Origin of the sequence: Burkholderia sp. 572 (assembly GCF_040545135.1) — a bacterium.
Classification (GTDB): domain Bacteria; phylum Pseudomonadota; class Gammaproteobacteria; order Burkholderiales; family Burkholderiaceae; genus Burkholderia; species Burkholderia cepacia.
This window is the reverse complement of record NZ_JBEPLH010000001.1, coordinates 270,572-288,243: the sequence shown is the minus strand read 5'-3', so window position 1 is coordinate 288,243 and position 17,672 is coordinate 270,572. Positions and strand designations below refer to the sequence as shown.

Sequence of the window (17,672 nt, the reverse complement as noted above, 5' to 3'; positions counted from 1 at the left end):
GAAGCAATCGTTTGCCTGGGCGTCGATGCGTCACTCGAGCGACCCGGGCGGATTCGATACGGGGCAGCCATGGCGATACTCATGAACGATTCTTCCGGGGAAGCGTGCCTGCTCCGCGCGTATCACGTGTTCGGCCGGGATGCCGCGCGTTGCGATACGGTCATCCGGGATGCGTCGGTGTCCCGTGTTCACGCCCACATCCGCTGGGTGGGCGGGCTGTGGGAACTCCACGATCACAGCAGCAACGGCACGTCGCTGTCCGGCGTGCCGTTACGCCACGGCGATCACGCGGTACTGCAGCCGGGTGACATGATCCGGTTCGGCAGGGCCGGCATCGCGCCGTGGCGCGTCGATGCGCTCGACGATCCGGCCGATACGCTGTGGCCGATACGAGGCGCTGCGCATCCGATCGTGCTCGCGCCGCGCCAGATCCTGGCCGCACGCGCCGCGCAGCCGGTCACGATCGTCCGGTCGCCGGCCGGCGAATGGCTGTGCGACGACACGTTGCCGCCGCGCGCGCTCCATGACGGCGACGAAGTATCGACCGGCGACGCCACGTGGCGCCTGGCACTCGCGCGCAATGGTTCGACGATGAGGCTCGCCGCCCCCGCCGATCCGGCCGTGCCGGCACAACTGCTCGAATTCCTCGTCAGCCGGGACGAAGAGCATGTGCGCATGCTGCTGCATGTTCGCGGCGGCGTGGTCGACCTCGGCGAGCGCGCGCATCACTACAGTCTCGTCACGCTTGCCCGCGCGCGCTCGGCCGACATGCAGGCCGGCTACGACGCCGCCACGCAAGGCTGGATCGAACTCGACCGGCTGGCGCGCATGCTCGGCATCGATACGTCCCACGTCAACGTGCAGATTCACCGCGCCCGGAGCCAGTTCGCGGCCCTGCCGGGGCTGGGCGCGAGCCAGCTCGTCGAGCGCCGGCGCGGCAGTGTCAGGTTCGGCGATTTCCCGTTCCGAGTCATGCGCGGCGCGCATCTCGAATGCCAGTCGGTGCCGCCCGCTCAGCCGCGTATCGGCGTGCATCGTCCGGCGCCGGCCCCGGTAGTCCATTGCTCATGAACTCGAGAGAACCGGTCTCGGCGCCGGCCGCGCCCCTCGCGTCCGGCGCGCCATTTGCGGAACTGGCCGGCAAGCGGCGTTACCGGCTCGGTTCGTTGCTCGGCGAAGGCGGCAATGGCGTGGTGTTTCGCGCGACCTGCTGCGAAACGGGACAAGCCGTCGCGATCAAGCTGATGCGGGATCACGCCGCGCGGACCGCGACGGAGCGCGCGCGTCAGCGTGCGCGCTTCCAGCGCGAGACGAGCCTGTGCGAGGCGCTGCGGCACCCGAACATCGTGGCCTTGCTGGACAAGGGGGAAGCGCCCGACGGCCGGCTGTTCGCCGTATTCGAGCTGGTGCAGGGCCGGACCTTGCGCGACCGGCTCGCGGCACAGGGGCCGCTGTCGGCCGTCGACACGGGCCGGCTGATGGCGGAGGTGCTCGACGCGCTCGCGGCCGCGCATCGCAGGGGCATCGTGCATCGGGACCTGAAGCCGCAGAACATCGTGATCGCGATGGCCGATGACGGGCCGCACGCGAAGCTCCTCGATTTCGGCATCGGTGCGTTGCTGCCCGGCGCGGAGGACATCGGGCGCCAGACCCTGACGCTGGCGACCGAGGTGCTTGGCTCGGCGTCCTATTGCGCGCCCGAGCAATTGCGCAACGAGCCGCCGACGCCAGGAAGCGACCTGTATGCGTGGGGCCTGGTCGTGATCGAATGCCTGACGGGCGAGGTCGTCATGCGCGGCGCGAGCGTGGCCGACATTCTCTATCAGCAGCTCAGCCCGGCGAATGTCGCGTTCCCTCCGCCGATCGCATCGCATCCGCTCGGCGCGGTATTGCGGCGCGCGCTGAGCAAGAATCCGGAGCAGCGCGCCGCGTCGGCCGACGAACTCGCGGAAGCGTTCCGCACGCTCAACTTCGCGTCGCTCGTCGGCCAGGTCGATGCCGGCCGCGCAAGCGGGCCGACGCATCCGCGCCCGTTCGCGCCGTACGGCGAGCCGATCGCAACGGCGGGCGGGTACCGTCAGATCACCACGCTGTGCTGTTGTGTGACGATCACCGGAGAAGGCCGGCGACGCCACGCCGGAGTCGATCACGACGCTCTGCTCGACGGCTACGAGGACCAATGGCAGACGAAGTGCGCGGATATCGCCGTCGGTTACGGCGCGCAGGTCGACGCACGGCTCGGCGACACGCTGCTGTTCCATTTCGGCCTGCAAGGCGACATCGATTGGCCGGCGCGCCGCGCGGCGCGCGCGGCACTCGACATGGTGCGGGTGGCCGGGCGCGCACGGCTGCCGGTGCCTGCGGCGGCCGGCGGCGAAGCCGGTGGTGCAAGCTGGCGCGTCGAAGTGGCCGCCGCGATTCACGTCGGGCAGGTTCTCGCCCATGCGTCGCATATGTCGGGCGTATCGACGCCTGCCGCGGCTGCGCGGCTGCTGCGGCTTGCCGGGCCCGGACAGATTCTGATCAGTGACGATGCGCGGCTGGCGCTCGAACGGCATGCGGACTGTCGGCCGACCCCGTTGCGGCTCGCGCGGGCGGGCCTCGTGCCGCAGCCGGTTCACGAACTGCTCGGCGAGCGGCGCGCCGATACGCCGTTCGATTCGCTCGACGCCGGCATGCGGGCACCGATGGTCGGCCGCGCGCGCGAACTCGACGTGCTCCTGCGCGCGTGGCAGGAGACGCTCGCACGACATCGTCGCGTGATGCGCGGCGAGCCTGCGCCGCACGGTGTGCCGCGGCTGGTCGTCGGCGACGCGGGGCTCGGCAAATCGCGCCTCGTCCACGAGTTGTGCGAGGCCGTCCGGGGCGAGGGTTCTGCCTGCGCGTATTGCGGGTGCCTGCCCGAGCGGGAGAATCACGCACTGTTTCCGATCCTGCGATTCATCGCCGCGCATTGGCATATCGACGCCGACGACCCGGCGGGTCTCGCGCTCGCGGCGATCGACACCATGATCGCGCCGCTCGAATGCGATCACGCGGCGGCCCGTGTCGCACTCGCGACCTGGCTGGGGGTGCCCTGTGACGGGACGAGGGTCCCATGGTCGAGTGCACGTGAACAACACGCATTGTTCGACGTCCTCGAGCAGCTGATCGTGTCGCTCGGCAATGGCGCGCCGGTGTTGTTCGTCGTCGAGGATGTCCAGTGGATCGACCGCTCGACCGAGGATTTTCTTGCGTACCTGCGGCGCTCGCCGCGCGCGGTGGCGCTCGGCATCGTGCTCACGTCGCGCCCCGACCAGCTCGCGCGCTGGCGCGGCGCGACCGAACGCCTGGTGTTGCGCCGCCTGCCGCGCGACGACGCGCAGCGCCTGATGTCGGCATGCCTGGGCCCGGGCGAGCTCGATCCGCTCTGGCTCGACCCGCTCGCCCGGCGCACGGCGGGCATTCCGCTGTTCATCGAGGCCGTCGCGCGCGAGCTGACGATGGGCGGCGCGGACGGCACGCTCGCCGGGCTGCTGACGACGGATCCCCGTCCGCTTCCGCTCAGTCTCGGCGGGATGCTCGGTCGAGCGTTCGACCGGATCGACGACGCGCGCGACACCGCGCAGCTCGCCGCGACGATCGGGCTCGAGGTGGATGCGCAACTGCTCGTCGCGGCTTCGCCGCATGATCGCGCGACGCTCGACGCGCACCTGCAGTTGCTGCTCGAGGAACGGATCCTGTATGCGCAACATCGGCGCGATCGCGTGGTCTATTCGTTCCGCCATGCGTTGATTCGCGATGCGGCGTATGCGTCGATGCCGCCCGACCTGCGGCGCGGCAACCAGGCACGCGTCGGCCGCGCGCGGGTGGCGTAAGCCGGCCGCGGCGCCGGTGCGCACGCGTCTGGCGTCGCGGAGCACTTCGCGCGCGCGGGTGTGCGGGGGGCGTTTGCGGGCGCTCGACATCACCACCGATCTCGAGGTGCCGACGGTGGCCGCGCCGGCGGAAAATCCGCAGGACGGGCGCTTTTCGATCGGCTTCGGCTCCCGTCCGGATGGCCGAATCGCGGTGCAGCGCGCGCTGACCGAAATCAATCAGTTGTTCGATGTCGAGGCGGAGGGGCGCTGTGTCATCTCTGGCCGCGTTTTGGTGCACGACGGCTTTACCCGGTGCCGGTGGATCTTGGGTGGTGCGCCCGGCCACGCAGCGAAGCCGAGTTGAATCCGGCACTGCTGTTTCCGTGACTTGACCGGTCGTCCGCCAGCGGAGCCGGGTTCCGGGCGCGACGTCGGTCGAGGTGTAGTTTCATCTCGTGCTCCCGCTTTCGTCTTTCGAAATCCTGACGTATTTCAAAATGCTTTCCATCCATGTCGCATGCGCGATTCGATGCCGGGACAGTCGAAATTTGCATAGCGTTTGTGAACGGAATTACGGCTGCATACGTTCGCGGTTGACGGTGCCGCGCGCCATGTCCGGCGCGCAGCGGCCTCGATGCGCGGCGTGATGGCGCGTCGCACGGCCGCGGGCGCCGACGGGCCCGGATCGCGGTACGGTCCGAACGAGATCACGCAAGCACACGAGGATGCAGTCATGGCATCGATTCCCGAACCCGCGCCGACCGGCGACACCAGCAAACGGAACTGGCTCGAATCCCACGAGGCCGGCTATCACAAGACCCTCGGCAATCGACAGGTGCAGATGATCGCGATCGGCGGCGCCATCGGTACCGGCCTGTTCCTCGGTGCGGGCGCGCGCCTGCAGGCTGCCGGGCCGTCGCTCGCGATCGTTTATCTGGTATGCGGCGTGTTTTCCTTCCTGATCCTGCGCGCGCTCGGCGAGCTCGTGATGCATCGCCCGAGCAGCGGCAGCTTCGTGTCGTATGCGCGCGAATTCCTGGGCGAGAAAGCGTCGTTCGTCGCCGGATGGATGTATTTCCTGAACTGGGCGATGACCGGCATCGTCGACATCACCGCAGTCGCGCTCTACATGCATTACTGGGCGCCGTTTTCGGGCGTGCCGCAGTGGATCTTCGCGCTCGCCGCGCTGTGCATCGTCGCGACGATGAACCTGATCGGCGTGAAGTGGTTCGCCGAGATGGAATTCTGGTTTGCGTTGATCAAGGTCGCCGCGATCGTGCTGTTTCTCGTGATCGGCAGCGTGATCCTCGGCACCGGCGGGCACGTCGCAGGCCATGACACGGGCATGCACCTGATCACCGACAACGGCGGGTTCTTCCCGCACGGGCTGATGCCGGCGCTGGTGCTGGTGCAGGGCGTGGTGTTCGCGTTCGCAGGCGTCGAACTGGTCGGCACCGCCGCCGGCGAATGCAAGGACGCGCGCAAGGTGCTGCCGCGCGCGATCAACAACGTGATCTGGCGCATCGCGATCTTCTACGTCGCGTCGGTCGTCCTGCTGGTCTGCCTGCTGCCGTGGAGTGCGTACAAGGCGGGCCAGAGCCCGTTCGTCACGTTTTTCGGCGCGCTCGGCGTGCCCGGCATCGGTTCGGTGATGAACCTGGTGGTGTTGACCGCGGCACTGTCGAGTCTCAACTCGGGACTGTATTCGACCGGGCGCGTGCTGCGTTCGCTCGCAATGGGCGGCTCGGCACCGGCGTTCCTCGGCAGGATGAGCGGGCAATCCGTGCCGTACGCGGGCATTCTCGTGACGGTCGCGATCTACGTGGTCGGCGTGCTGCTCAACTACCTGGTGCCGTCGAGCGTGTTCGAGATCGTGCTGAACATCGCGTCGCTCGGCATCATCAGTACGTGGGCATTCATCGTCGTGTGCCAGATGAAGTTCCGCGCGGCGGTCGCGCGCGGCGAGGTGGACGACGTGTCGTTCAGGATGCCCGGCGCGCCCGTGACGTCATGGCTGACGCTGCTGTTCCTGCTCGGCGTGCTGGTCCTGATGGCATTCGACTATCCGAACGGCACGTGGACGATCGCGTCGATCCCGCTCGTCGCGCTGTTGCTCGTGGCCGGCTGGAAGTGGCTGAGCGGCCGCGCGCACCGCGCGTCGCTCAAGCCGACGATTCCGTCGGTCGCGCTCACGCAGAACGTGCTCGAGAAGGACGGCGACTGACGGGATGCGCGACAAGGCGCGGCCGCCGGCCCGGTTGCGGCGCGCCCGCTCAAATTTGCTTGCAGTCGGCATTCCCGGATCCGGTTCTGCGGCGTATGGTCGGTTGCGGCGCGTGCGCCTCGATACGTTCGATGCGCTTGCCGGCCGGTCGGGCGACAGGCCGGGGGCGCGGCCGTGATGCGCGCGACGGTTTCTACGTGAAGCCGACCGTCGTCGTACCGAAGTCGTTGCAGCCGAGCGTGTGCCGCAACGAAAGCTTCGGGCCGGCCACGCGGGTTGCGCGGCCGGCCGCCGCGCGTGTCAGAACCGCGTACTGAATCCGACCCGCGCGATCGACTGCAGTGCGCCGCTCGATGCGCCGTTCGCGTCCATCACGCCGTTGATCTGCGCGTTGCTGCCGTGGTTCGCGCGCTGATGCACGCCCGCCACGTACACCATCGTGCGCTTCGACAGCCAGTACTGGACGGCCGCCAGGAACTGGTGCGCGTGCGCATTGTCGAGCGTGTCGTTGCCTTTCATGTAGGTGTAGCTCGCGCCGACCACCCACGCAGGCGACGGATGCCACGACGCGCCGGCTTCCGCCGACCACGCGCCCGCGCCGTTCGCCGAGTTCCGTACGGTCGTCACGAGCGCCTTCCCCGTGACCGTGCCGAGCGTGTAGTGCACCCCTGCGCCCCAGTTGCGCACGCTGGTCGGCGGGAGCCCCGCCGACGCGCCGTATTTCTGGTTCGTATAGGCCGCGCCCGCGCCGAACGGGCCGTTGTCGTAGCTCGCGCCGACGCTGACCGTGTTGTTCGCACCGACCGACCCCGCGACGTTCCCGAAGCCGTACAGCGCGCCGAAGGTCAGGCCCGACAGCGACGGGCTCGTGTACTTGACGGAATTCGCGACGCGATTGCTGCCCGCGACGCGATCCCAGTCGAACGCGCCGGTGGGGTTGTTCGGCAAGGCGAGCTTGTCGAACGGCCCGTTGCGAAAGCCGTACAGGCCGACGAGATCCTGCGCGATCTCGTTGCCGCCGGCGGCGAGCGCATCGACCATGAACTCGTACTGGTTGCCGAGCGTGAGCTTGCCGTAGCGGTCGTTCTCCAGTCCGACGTAGGCCTGCCGAGCGAACAGCCCGCCGCCGATGATCGAGCCGTTGCCGAGCGAATACTGGTTCACGAGCCGGAAGATCGCGCGCGTGCCCGCGCCGAGGTCCTCCTTGCCTTCGAAACCGAGCAGGTTCGGAAAGAAGATGTTGTCGTCGAACTTCGCGTTGCCGTGGCCGCCTTCGTTGCTGACGTAGCTGATGCCGGCATCCATCAGCCCGAACATCGTCACGCTGCTCTGCGCGAACGACACGGCGGGAAGGGCGCATGCCGCGAGCGCCAGAAGGGTCTTTTTCGTCATCTCCAATGTGCTCCTCACATGTTTCCGGTCAGGCCGGATATTTTTAATTGGACTACTGATTGATATGAAAAAACCCGAGCCGGGCGATTCCCGGTTCGGTGGCAACCGGAGCGAACCGGTGTGTGGCCGATGCCTGTCGAGCGCGCGCTAGACCGTCGAATACCCGCCGTCGACCGGCACGACCGCACCTGTCACGAACGACGCGGCGGGCGAGCACAGGAACAGGATCACGTCCGCGACTTCGTTGGCCGTGCCCCAGCGCCCGAGCGGCGTGCGTTCGAGGATGCGTCGTGACGCCTGCGTGTCGGCCATCAGGCCGCTGCTGAGCGGCGTGTCGATCCAGCCGGGCGCGACCGCGTTCACGCGGATGCCGCGATCGGCCCACGCCTGCGCGAGCGAGCGCGTGAGCTGCGCGATGCCGCCCTTGCTCGCGCTGTACGCGGGGCGGTCCTTGCTGCCGAAGTACGTATACATCGATGCGACGTTGACGATACTGCCGCCTTGTACGGACAACGCCGGCAACGCGGCGTCGGAGGCGCGCATCACCGACGTCAGGTTCACGTTCAGCACGAGTTCGAACTGGTCCATCCGGTATTCGTCGGCGTGCCGGCTGATGCCGACGCCGTTGACGAGCACGTCGAGCCGCGGCAAAGCGGCGATCGTGCGCGTCAGTGCGTCGCTGTCTGTCACGTCCAGTTCCATGCACCGGACGCGCGGATGCACCGGCGCGTGCGGGCCGGTAGCGTCGAGCCCGAGCGCAACGACCGATGCGCCGGCTTCAGCGAAACGCCACGCCGTGCTTGCGCCGATGCCCGATGTGCCGCCCGTGACGGCGACGGTCCTTCCCTCAAATAACCACTGGCGACTCATGTTCGACACTCTCGACGGCGTGGGCGGAGCGCGCATGCCGCTGCGCGGGGGAAACCAGGATCTTGATCTGCGTACGATCGGCGAGCAGCGCGTCGAAGCCGTCGGCGACGGCGTCCTCCAGCGACACGGTGCGCGTGACGATCGACGTGAGATCGAGCGCACCCGACGCGACGATGCGCAGCAGGTCCTCGTACGCATGCCGGTAGCCGACGCTCGCCGTGAAGGTCAGCTCGTCGTTGACCGCGCGGAACGCGTCGAAGCCCGCCTGCGGCATCAGGCCGACCATCACGACGCGGCCGCCCTTACGCAGCGCCTGCATCGCCGCCTCGAACGTGGCCGGCAAGCCGGCCGCCTCGAAGCTCGCGTCGACGCCGAGCCCGCCCGAAGCCTCGTGAATCGCATCGCGCAGCACGGACGCGTCGAGCGTGCGCGCATTGAACGTGTGCGTCGCGCCGAAGCGCGCGGCGGCCGCGAGGCGCTCGGTCGACACGTCGACCGCGACGAGGGTCGTCGCACCCTGCAGCTTCGCGAGCTGGATCAGCAGCAGGCCGATCGGCCCGAGCCCGAATACCGCGCACGTGTCGCCGAGCCGGAGCTCGGCGCGGCGCAGCGCGTGCAGCGCGACGGCCGCGGGTTCCATCACGGCGGCCTGCTCGAGACTCACGCCGTCGGGCAGCCGGTGCAGCATGTAGGCGGGCACGACCGCGAAATCGGCCATCCCGCCGTCGCCCATCAGCCCGGCAAAGCCCATCGACACGCACAGGTTGTACGACCCCGAGCGGCAGTACGCGCACTGGTGGCAGCGATATTCGGGCTCGACGGCGACACAATCGCCCGGATTCAGCGTCGTCACGCCTTCGCCGACTTCGACGACGGTGCCGCAGAATTCGTGGCCGAGCGTCAGCGGCGCGGTACGGCGCGACAGCGGATGCGGCGTGTCGACCGGAATCGCGTGCGGGCCGTCCGCGTATTCGTGCAGGTCGCTGCCGCAGATGCCGCAATACGCGACCGCGATGCGCACCTCGCCCGGCCCGGGGCGCGGCGTATCGATTTCCACGAGACGGACGTCGCGCGGGCCATGCCATTGAAGTGCACGCATGTCAGCGTCCTCCGAGGTTCTGCGTATCGAGACGGTTCGCGGCCGTGCCGGCGAGCGCGCGCTTGCGCAGCACGGCGGGCGCGGTTTCGACGAGGCCGAACGACAGCACGCACGCGAGGATCGCGCCGGTGGCCGACGTCCACATCGCGAACTGCAGGCCGTACTTGTCCGCGGCGAAGCCGGCGACGGTCGGCGCGACGAAGCCGCCGATCAGCTCGCCGGCGCCCATGATCAGCCCGAGCGCGCTGGCGATTGCGCGCGGCGGCACCGTTTCCGCCGGGATCGTCGCCATGAACAGCGTGAAACAGCCGAGGCCCGTGTAGGTCGCGAGCACGAGCGCGCAGAGCGCCCACAGCGAATTCGCGTGAATCATCGCGACGGGGCACGCGGCGGCGACCAGCGCGAACACGATCATCGTCGGCTTGCGGCCGATCCGGTCGGAGATCGCGGGCACCGCGAAACCCCAGAACACCCACGCGGCGCCGAGGCAGGTCATCACCACGCCCATGTCGGCAGGGGACAGGTGGCGGCTGTCGACGAGGAACACCGGCGCAAACGAGATGATCACGATGAACCACGTGAGGAAGAAGCAGCTGATCAGCACGCAAAGCAGGATGTTGCGTTCCTTCAGCAGCGCCCAGCGGCTGATCGCCGCGCCGCCCGCGGCCGGTGCGCCGACGGTGTCGGCCTGCGCATGCCGTGCGCCGCCGGGCGGCACCTCGCGCACCCAGCGCCAGATGCAGAACGCGATCAGGAAGCCGGGAATGCACGATACGAAGAACGCGTGGCGCCAGCCGTGCGCGGTCGCGATGCCGATCACGACCGGCGGGCCGATCATCGCGCCGAGCAGGCCGGCGGCGGAGCCTTGCAGCAGGCCCATGTTCAGCCCGCGGCGGCTCGGCGTCGAACTTTCGACCATCAGCGACTGCGAGAGCGGCAGCACCGGGCCTTCGGCGATGCCCATCAGCGCGCGGAACGCGATCAGGCTCGCGAAACCGCCGACGAGCCCCGACAGCGCCGAGCACACGGAAAAGCCGATCACGGCGGCGATCAGCAGCGGCTTGCGCGTGCCGCGCGCGTCGGACCACGCGCCGGTCGCGGCGCCCGACAGCGCCCACGTGAGCGCGAGCGCGGACGACACCATGCCGAGCTGCGCATTCGTCAGGTGCAGCTCGGCGGACATGAACGGGAACAGGAACGACAGCGCGAGGCGGTCGAAGAACACGAAGCCGAACGTCATGAACAGGATCAGCAGCAGCCTGTTCTCGTACGTCCAGGCGGGCCTGGAGGAGGAAGGGGATGTCATGGTGAGCCTCGCCGCGCGTCAGCGGAACAGCTTCTCGATCGCTTGCGCGCCGAGGCCGACCTTCTCGTAGTGCGCCTTGCACATCGCGATGTACGAGTGCACGTCGAAGTAGCCGTCGGGCTGGCCTTCGTCGTCGAGCCAGATCAGCGGCCCCTTGACGATGAAGAACGCGCGCATCGGCTCGGGGTGATCGAATGCGACGAGCGTGTGGCCTTCGCCCGGCGTCTCGTAGACGAAATCGCCGCGCGTCGCGGTCCATTCATGCTCCAGGTAACCCCACTTGCCCGACAGCGTGTAAGCGAACACCTCGTGCGGGTGATAGTGCCGGTTCACGAGCCCGGCTTCCTTCGCCATCAGGATGTCGCACCATTTGTTCTGCGACGGCGAGATCCACAGCGGCCGCGACGAAACCGTTTCGGTGAACGGAACGTAATAGCGCTCGTCCTCGGTGGCCGCGTTCGCGATGTAGGCTTCCGGAAGCGCATCGGGCTTGAACGGATTGGCGATCGGCGGGATGTTTTGCCAGAATTCGGCTACGGCTTGGTCGACCACGGTTCGTCTCCTTGTGTTTGGATGTCGTGGGCTCGACTTTAGCCAGCAGGTGCGCGCCGCTCTTGACTGGGCTGGACGAATTGCTTGATCGGGCCGGACATCGCACCGCACGACGTTTGAACGATCCATCCCCCAATTTCGCAATGCATGGCGCTCCGCACGACGGGCGCCAGCAGGAGGCGACGTGACGAATTCGACCGTTTTTTCACGCACGCGAGGCTCGACGGCCGACGTGCCGGTGCGCGACCGGATGGCGTACTGGGACGCGTTCAATGCAGAGACGCTGGTCGGCCTGCGCTGCTCGTCGCTGTCGCCGGCCGGGCTCGAGGTCGAGAAGACCGACATCGCGCTGCCGGGCCTCGGCATCGCCGACATCAGCGGCCAGGATCACGTGATCGAACGCAGCCCCGCGCTGGTGCGCCAGTTGCCGAAGGAGTCGTTGTTCGCGTGCCAGATCCTGAGCGGGCGTGCGTATTTCATCCAGCACGACCGGTGCCTGCTCGCGGAAGCCGGCGATGTCGTCGTCTACGACACGCGTGTGCCTTATCTGTTCGGATTCCTGACACCGATGCGGCAGTTGCTGATCGATATCCCGGTCACGACGCTCGACGACCGGCTCGACGCGGAACTGGCGGCGCTGCCGCTGCGGATCGCGCCGAAGCCGGGCGCGGGCGCGATGCTCGGCGCAACGTTGCGCGCGAGCGTCGAGCGGTTCATGAAGGACCCGGTCGAGCGCGATGCCGCGCGATTCGCCGAGCACACGCGCACGCTGATCGCGGAACTCGTCGACGCGGAAGTGAACGGCGCGGGCGCGTCGCGCGCGTCGCTGTCGTACCTGCTGACCGCGAAGCAGTACGTCGCGACGCACCTGGGCGACCCGGAACTCGGGCCGCAGGCGGTTGCCGACGCGGTCGGGCTGTCGCTGCGCCACCTGAGCCGGCTCTTTGCGGCCGAAGGCGAGTCGATCACGCAGCACATCTGGTCGGAGCGGCTGGCGCACGCGCATCGCGAGCTGACCGATGCGCGGCTGCGCAAGACGAGCATCGGCGAGATCGCGTTTCGCTGGGGTTTCTCGAGCCAGGCGCACTTCAGCCGGGCGATTCGCGAGCGCTACGGCGCGTCGCCGATGGCGTTGCGCGACGCGGCGCACGCGGCCGGCCGCTGATACCGGCAGTCGATGCGGATGGAGCGGCGGCGCGTGTCCCACGCGCCGTTTTTTCGTGCAGCGAACGACGGCGCAAATGCGCCGCGCCGCGTCATTCCGCCAGCATGAATTCGGCGCAGCGCTCCGCGATCATGATCGTCGGCGCGTTCGTGTTGCCGGACACGATCCGCGGCATCACCGACGCATCGCAGATCCGCAGGCCGTCGACGCCCTGCACCGAAAGGCGCGGCGTCACGACCGCGTGTTCGTCGTTGCCCATGCGGCAGGTGCCGGCCGGGTGATAGACGGTTTTCGCGCGGCGCCGCACGTAGTCGGCGAGTGCCGTCTCGGTCAGCGTCTCGGCTTCGCGCACGATGCGCGCGAGCGACGGCGCGCGGATGATCCGCCGTGCGAGCGCGACGCCGCGCACGAGACCGTCGACATCGGCCGGGTCGGACAGCGCGCTGCTGTCGAACAGGATCGGTGCGGCCGGATCGTTGCCGCGCAGTTGCACCGAGCCGCGCGAGCGCGGCCTGAGCAGGCACGGGTTGATCGACAGGCCGTGGCCGGGCAGCGGCTCGCGATCGACGTCGCCGACGAGCGTCGGCAGCACGTGGAACTGGATGTCGGCGCGGCCGCTGCCGGTCGTGTCGACGAACGCGCCGGATTCGACGACGTTCGACGTCAGCAGGCCCGTGCGGCACAGCATCCACTGCAGCCCGTGCCGCAATGCCTTCAGCCCGCGATCCTCGCCCAGCAGGCTCACGGGCGCGTGGCTGCGGCCGTAGATCGAGACTTCGAGATGATCCTGGTAATTCGCGCCGACGTCGCGGCTGTCGTGCAGCACGTCGATGCCGTGCGTGTGCAGGTGCGCGCCGGGCCCGATGCCCGACAGCATCAGCAGCTTCGGCGTGCTCAGCGCACCGGCTGCGAGCACGACGTCGGCGCGCGCGGCGGCCGAACCCGTCGCGCCGCTTGCCGTCCGCCATTCGACGCCGGTCGCACGCCGGCCGTCGAACAGGATGCGCGTCACGCGGCAGCCGGTCAGCACGCGCAGGTTCGGATGCCGCAGCGCGTCGGCGAGATAGGTGGCCGCGGTACTGCCGCGCCGGCCGTCGAAGATCGTCGTGTGGTAGAACCCGACGCCCTGTTGCGCGGCGCCGTTGAAATCGTCGTTGTAGGCGATGCCGGTTTCCTGCGCGGCTTTCACGAACGCGAGGCTCAGCGGATGCCTGAAGCGCGTGTCGCCGACCTTCAGCGGCCCGTCGGTGCCGTGAAACGGCTCGGAGAGCCGCAGGTGCGATTCGGCGCGCCTGAACACGGGCAGCACGTCGTCCCAGCCCCAGCCCGTGCAGCCGAGCGCGGCCCAGTCGTCGTAGTCGTCGCGCGTGCCGCGCACGTACAGCATCGCGTTGACCGAACTGCCGCCCCCGAGCGTGCGGCCCTGCGGCACGTAGGTCCTGCGTCCCGCCGCACCGGCTTGCGGCTCGCTCTCGAACGTGACCGTGCGGCGCGTGCCGAGCACGCGGATGAACGTCGCCGGTATCCGGATGAACAGGCTGTCGTCCTTCGGGCCGTCCTCGAGCAGCAGCACGCGCCTGCCGGCCTTCACCAGCCGGTGCGCGACCGTGCAGCCGGCCGAGCCGCCGCCGACGACGATATGGTCGTACGTCTCCATCCCGCTTCTTCTCCTTGCTGTCGGGCGGCGAAACGAGTGCCGCCGCGCAGGAAGCCAGCTTAGCGGCCGCCATGCGGCCCCGTTTGACCGGGACGGACGTGGTGTTTGCCTCGCAGGGACACGGCGGCGGGTGGACGGTGGCGGGCTACCGCGCGTCGGCCGGCGCCGGCGCCGACGCGCGCGACTCGCTCGGCGTCTCGCCGAAGCGCGCGCGATAGCTGCGGCTGAAGTGCGCGCTGTTGTTGAAGCCCCAGCGGAACGCGATTTCGCTGACCGTCAGGTGCTTCAGCGACCGGTCGCGCAAGTCGGCGCGGCAGCGTTCGAGCCGCCGCGCAAGGATGTAGCGCGTGAGCGGCGTTCCTTCGATCTCGAAGACGCGCGCGAGCTGGCGCGGCGACAGGTTGATCGCGCGGCTCACCGACTGGCTGTCGAGATCGTCGTCGGCGAGATGGCTGTCGATGAACGCTTTTGCGCGCGACAGCGTGTGGACGGTCGACTTGGTCGGCGACGCGTCGCCGTCGCGCAGCCGCAGCATCGACTGCACGAGATCGAGGATCGCGGCGGCGCGCCGTTCGCGCGCACCGGGCGTCGGCTCCTGCGGCGCGGCGAGCAGCGCATACACCTGCCGCACGGCCCACGATGCGACGCCGTCGTCACGGTCGATCTTGACGAGGCTGCGGTAGCGCCACGGGCCGACGCGCGCCTCGAACACGTCGCGCGGCACGTCGAGCACGGTCATCGCCATGTCGGCGGGAAAACCGTGACCGTACGGCATCGACGTGTCGTAGAGCACGAGGTCGCCGGGTCCGTGCTGCATGCAGTCGACGTCCTGGAACGTATAGCCTTGCCCTGCGTGCATCAGGCAGATGAACACGGCATCGCGCTGGTCCGCATGGATGTTGTGCGGCGTGCGCACGACCGCGTGCCGGTTCGCGACGATGTCGCAGGCGCCGAACAGCCCGAGATCGCGCTTGCGCAGCGTCGCGTCGATGCCTTCCGACGACTTGCCGCTGCATTCGATCCGCACGAGCGTGCGCGCGACATGGTCGACCCAGAAGTCGACGCGTTCGTGGCCGCGCACGGCGCGCGTCGAGATCGTGGCGATCTCCGTGCTGGTGTCCGGCATGACGTTCTCCCGATGACCGCCTGAGCGGCGCAGTCTCGGGTACGTCGGAGCGCGTGGTCAATCCGTGAAAGACCCGGGACACGCCTGTGACGCCCTTGCAGCGGGGCATGGCGGGCGCAGGCGCGATCGATGTCCGGCCGAGTCAAGGGAAGCGGCCGCGTGAGTCAAGACACGTGTGCGATTTCGGGTTAGGTCGTGCCGGGTTACTTCTTCGAAGACGACGGCAGCCCGAGCGACACGTCCTGCTCGTAGCCCATCTTGCCGCCGCGATACTCGACACTGACGTAGCCGGCCCGCCGCGCGTCGGTGACGTTCGCGTAGATCGACGTCATCACCATTCCGGCGTCGCAGTCGAGCGCGATCGTGCGGTCGATGCGGCCCGTCGCGATGTTCACGGCCCGCAGCGACTGCATCGCGAGGCCGCACTTGTCGGACAGCGCATAGACGCCGACCAGCATGTGCGTCTTCGTGCGATACCACATCGGAATATCGACGGCGCCGTCGAGCCGGATGTGATCCTGATCGTTGTCGTTCAGTCGCCCGACTTCATTCAGCGTGACCGGCAATGTCTTGCGGCCGTCGTCCCAGGTGCCGGTTGCCGTTTGACCGGCGACGTTCAGCGCGATCGGGCAGGGCTTCGGCCGCGACGGCGATGCGGCTGGCACGACCGGCGAGTCGGCGTTCGATGCCGGCGGCGATGCTTCGCACAGCGTCATGCGGCCATCGGGCTCACGGCGGCCCTGCAACGGGATCGGCTTGCGATGCGCATCGTAGTAGTAGCTGCCGTCGACGCGCCAGCGGCCCGCGTCGTTGCGGTTGATTGCGTCGTAGGTCTGCAGCGACACGTGGACCGGCGCGGTGCCGATCGTGCCGGTGTAGTTGACGACCTCGTACCAGCCTGCATAAGACGCGGCCGGCGCGCAGGCGAGCGGCACGGCGAGCATGGCGGCGAACGGGCAGGCGTAGCGGGCGCGACGGGTGTTCCGGGGCATGGGCGTTTTTTGTGCGTGGTGTGGGTCCGGGCGTCACGGATTTCGGTCCGGCCGTGTCGAGCCGTGCGGCGGGCCGCCCGTGCGCCGCCATTGTATCCATCCGCCTCACCCGAATGCCCTGCCTCCGCGCAGGCGGTGACAAGGGCGCGCACGCGACACGCGCCGGTCGCGGAACCGCGCAGGCCGCGCGATCCGATCGACCGGCCCGCTGCCGACGACTTCAGGCCGCGCTGGCCTCGTCGATCCGGCGGATGTCGTCCTGATCGAGCGTGACGCGGATCGCGTCGCCGAGCGATTCCAGCTGCGCCAGCGACGTCGCGCTCGCGATCGGTGCGGTGATTGTCGGCCGCGCGATCTGCCAGGCGAGCGCGATCGCGGCCGGCTGCGTGCCGTGTTTCGCGGCTACCGCATCGAGTGCCGCGAGGATGCGCAGCCCGCGTTCATTCAGGTAGCCGGCGACGCGGTCGCCGCGCACGCTCTTCTTCAGGTCGGCCTCGCTGCGGTACTTGCCCGACAGGAAGCCGCTCGCGAGCGCGTAGTAATTGACGACACCGAGCTTCAGGTCGCGCACGACCGGTTCGAGATCGCGTTCGTAGTCGGCACGATCGAACAGGTTGTATTCGGGCTGGATGACCTGGTACGCGGGCAGGCCGTCGCGCTGGCTGATGTCGGCGGCTTCGCGCAGCCGCGCGCCGCTGTAGTTCGATGCGCCGATGATCCGCACCTTGCCCGCTTCGATCAGCGTTTGATACGCGCCGAGCGTTTCCTCGAGCGGGGCCGTATCGGCGAGATCGCTGTGCGAGAAATACAGGTCGATGTAGTCGGTCTGCAGGCGGCGCAGCGAATCGTCGGCGGCTTTCAGGATGTTGTCTTTCGTCAGCCCCGCGCGCGCGGCCAGCAGGCCGACCTTGGTCGAGATCACGACCTGTTCGCGCTTGCCGGAGCGTTTGAGCCACTTGCCGATGATCGTTTCCGATTCGCCGCCGCTGTTGCCGGGGGCCCAGGCCGAGTAGACATCGGCCGTGTCGATGAAGTTGATGCCGGTGTCGGCGAGCGCGTCGAGCAGCGCAAACGACGTGTTCTCGTCGACGGTCCAGCCGAAGACGTTGCCGCCGAACGCGAGCGGCGAAACCTGGATGTTCGATGTGCCGAGGGGGCGGTGTGCCATGTTTCTCTCCGGGTGCTGCGGGATTAGGGGATTGGACTGCGGGAGATGAAGCCGGTCGCGTTGAGACGGCGAAGCGCAGCACGAGGTTCCTCCTGCAGCACGCAAACCGACGTGTTCGGAGGCCGTGTGTCGGGATGCCGGATCAAGCGGCATCATCATGGATGCGCCATCCGTTCGAGCGTCGCCCGGTACGCCGCAAGATATTGTATTTGTTACCGATTTCTTTCGAGAGGCGAAGAAATTACCGGGTCGTGTCAGCGTTGTCGCTGGTCGCGCTCTACG

General features: G+C 68.5%; 12 protein-coding genes and 2 pseudogenes. 5 read left to right on the top strand and 9 right to left on the bottom strand.

Annotated elements, in window-relative coordinates; translation table 11 throughout:
* Window positions 1-69 precede the first annotated feature (69 nt).
* The 4 genes and pseudogenes from ABIC51_RS01355 (at window position 70) to ansP (ending at window position 6,063) form a co-directional block, all read left to right on the top strand.
* Window positions 70-1,071: an FHA domain-containing protein gene (locus ABIC51_RS01355; protein ID WP_027790120.1), complete on the top strand. Its 1,002-nt coding sequence runs from the start codon at window positions 70-72 to the stop codon at window positions 1,069-1,071.
* Window positions 1,068-3,986: pseudogene (locus tag ABIC51_RS01350) on the top strand (TOMM system kinase/cyclase fusion protein); the annotation flags it as partial. The gene ABIC51_RS01355 and the pseudogene ABIC51_RS01350, both read left to right, overlap by 4 nt.
* Window positions 3,922-4,226: pseudogene (locus ABIC51_RS01345) on the top strand (YcaO-like family protein); the annotation flags it as partial. The pseudogenes ABIC51_RS01350 and ABIC51_RS01345, both read left to right, overlap by 65 nt.
* Window positions 4,227-4,572: 346 nt before the next feature.
* Window positions 4,573-6,063 carry an L-asparagine permease gene (gene ansP, locus ABIC51_RS01340; RefSeq protein ID WP_027790119.1) on the top strand — a complete coding sequence of 497 codons (1,491 nt, stop codon included), beginning with the start codon at window positions 4,573-4,575 and terminating at the stop codon, window positions 6,061-6,063.
* 300 nt (window positions 6,064-6,363) lie between these two features.
* Here the strand turns inward: ansP and ABIC51_RS01335 are convergent, their stop codons facing one another.
* From ABIC51_RS01335 to ABIC51_RS01315, 5 genes are all read right to left on the bottom strand, one after another.
* A complete protein-coding gene (locus ABIC51_RS01335) occupies window positions 6,364-7,455 on the bottom strand; it encodes a porin (protein ID WP_060175099.1) in 1,092 nt (363 codons plus the stop codon).
* A gap of 147 nt (window positions 7,456-7,602) precedes the next feature.
* A complete protein-coding gene (locus tag ABIC51_RS01330) occupies window positions 7,603-8,325 on the bottom strand; it encodes an SDR family NAD(P)-dependent oxidoreductase (protein ID WP_027790116.1) in 723 nt (240 codons plus the stop codon).
* A complete protein-coding gene (locus tag ABIC51_RS01325) occupies window positions 8,303-9,424 on the bottom strand; it encodes a 2,3-butanediol dehydrogenase (RefSeq protein ID WP_146254238.1) in 1,122 nt (373 codons plus the stop codon). The genes ABIC51_RS01330 and ABIC51_RS01325 overlap by 23 nt, the downstream gene beginning before the upstream one ends.
* 1 nt (window position 9,425) lies before the next feature.
* Window positions 9,426-10,730 (bottom strand): MFS transporter, encoded by a 1,305-nt coding sequence (locus tag ABIC51_RS01320; RefSeq protein ID WP_027790114.1) that lies wholly within the window; start codon window positions 10,728-10,730, stop codon window positions 9,426-9,428.
* Between the two features lie 18 nt (window positions 10,731-10,748).
* On the bottom strand, window positions 10,749-11,282 hold the full coding sequence (locus ABIC51_RS01315) for a 2,4'-dihydroxyacetophenone dioxygenase family protein (RefSeq protein ID WP_060193141.1): 534 nt from the start codon (window positions 11,280-11,282) through the stop codon (window positions 10,749-10,751).
* A gap of 184 nt (window positions 11,283-11,466) precedes the next feature.
* Between ABIC51_RS01315 and ABIC51_RS01310 the strand changes: the two genes are divergently transcribed.
* Window positions 11,467-12,447 (top strand): helix-turn-helix domain-containing protein, encoded by a 981-nt coding sequence (locus ABIC51_RS01310; RefSeq protein WP_021157569.1) that lies wholly within the window; start codon window positions 11,467-11,469, stop codon window positions 12,445-12,447.
* A gap of 91 nt (window positions 12,448-12,538) precedes the next feature.
* On the opposite strand, the gene ABIC51_RS01305 is transcribed toward ABIC51_RS01310, so the two are convergent.
* The 4 genes from ABIC51_RS01305 to ABIC51_RS01290 all read right to left on the bottom strand — a co-directional run bounded on the left by ABIC51_RS01305 (window position 12,539) and on the right by ABIC51_RS01290 (window position 17,390).
* Entirely contained in the window at window positions 12,539-14,104 is a 1,566-nt protein-coding gene (locus ABIC51_RS01305) for a GMC family oxidoreductase (protein WP_226128274.1), read from the bottom strand.
* A gap of 145 nt (window positions 14,105-14,249) precedes the next feature.
* Window positions 14,250-15,230, bottom strand: a complete 981-nt coding sequence (locus tag ABIC51_RS01300) for a helix-turn-helix domain-containing protein (RefSeq protein ID WP_027790110.1) — start codon at window positions 15,228-15,230, stop codon at window positions 14,250-14,252.
* Between the two features lie 203 nt (window positions 15,231-15,433).
* Window positions 15,434-16,222 (bottom strand): hypothetical protein, encoded by a 789-nt coding sequence (locus ABIC51_RS01295; protein WP_146254235.1) that lies wholly within the window; start codon window positions 16,220-16,222, stop codon window positions 15,434-15,436.
* Window positions 16,223-16,442: 220 nt separating this feature from the next.
* Window positions 16,443-17,390: an aldo/keto reductase gene (locus ABIC51_RS01290; RefSeq protein ID WP_060175074.1), complete on the bottom strand. Its 948-nt coding sequence runs from the start codon at window positions 17,388-17,390 to the stop codon at window positions 16,443-16,445.
* Window positions 17,391-17,672 lie beyond the last annotated feature (282 nt).

Excerpts from the sequence above, each read along its gene's own strand:
- ABIC51_RS01355 (WP_027790120.1), top strand. The coding sequence starts at position 70 with ATGGCGATACTCATGAACGATTCTTCCGGGGAAGCGTGCCTGCTCCGC.
- ansP (WP_027790119.1), top strand. The coding sequence starts at position 4,573 with ATGGCATCGATTCCCGAACCCGCGCCGACCGGCGACACCAGCAAACGG.
- ABIC51_RS01335 (WP_060175099.1), bottom strand. The coding sequence starts at position 7,455 with ATGACGAAAAAGACCCTTCTGGCGCTCGCGGCATGCGCCCTTCCCGCC.
- ABIC51_RS01330 (WP_027790116.1), bottom strand. The coding sequence starts at position 8,325 with ATGAGTCGCCAGTGGTTATTTGAGGGAAGGACCGTCGCCGTCACGGGC.
- ABIC51_RS01325 (WP_146254238.1), bottom strand. The coding sequence starts at position 9,424 with ATGCGTGCACTTCAATGGCATGGCCCGCGCGACGTCCGTCTCGTGGAA.
- ABIC51_RS01320 (WP_027790114.1), bottom strand. The coding sequence starts at position 10,730 with ATGACATCCCCTTCCTCCTCCAGGCCCGCCTGGACGTACGAGAACAGG.
- ABIC51_RS01305 (WP_226128274.1), bottom strand. The coding sequence starts at position 14,104 with ATGGAGACGTACGACCATATCGTCGTCGGCGGCGGCTCGGCCGGCTGC.
- ABIC51_RS01300 (WP_027790110.1), bottom strand. The coding sequence starts at position 15,230 with ATGCCGGACACCAGCACGGAGATCGCCACGATCTCGACGCGCGCCGTG.
- ABIC51_RS01295 (WP_146254235.1), bottom strand. The coding sequence starts at position 16,222 with ATGCCCCGGAACACCCGTCGCGCCCGCTACGCCTGCCCGTTCGCCGCC.
- ABIC51_RS01290 (WP_060175074.1), bottom strand. The coding sequence starts at position 17,390 with ATGGCACACCGCCCCCTCGGCACATCGAACATCCAGGTTTCGCCGCTC.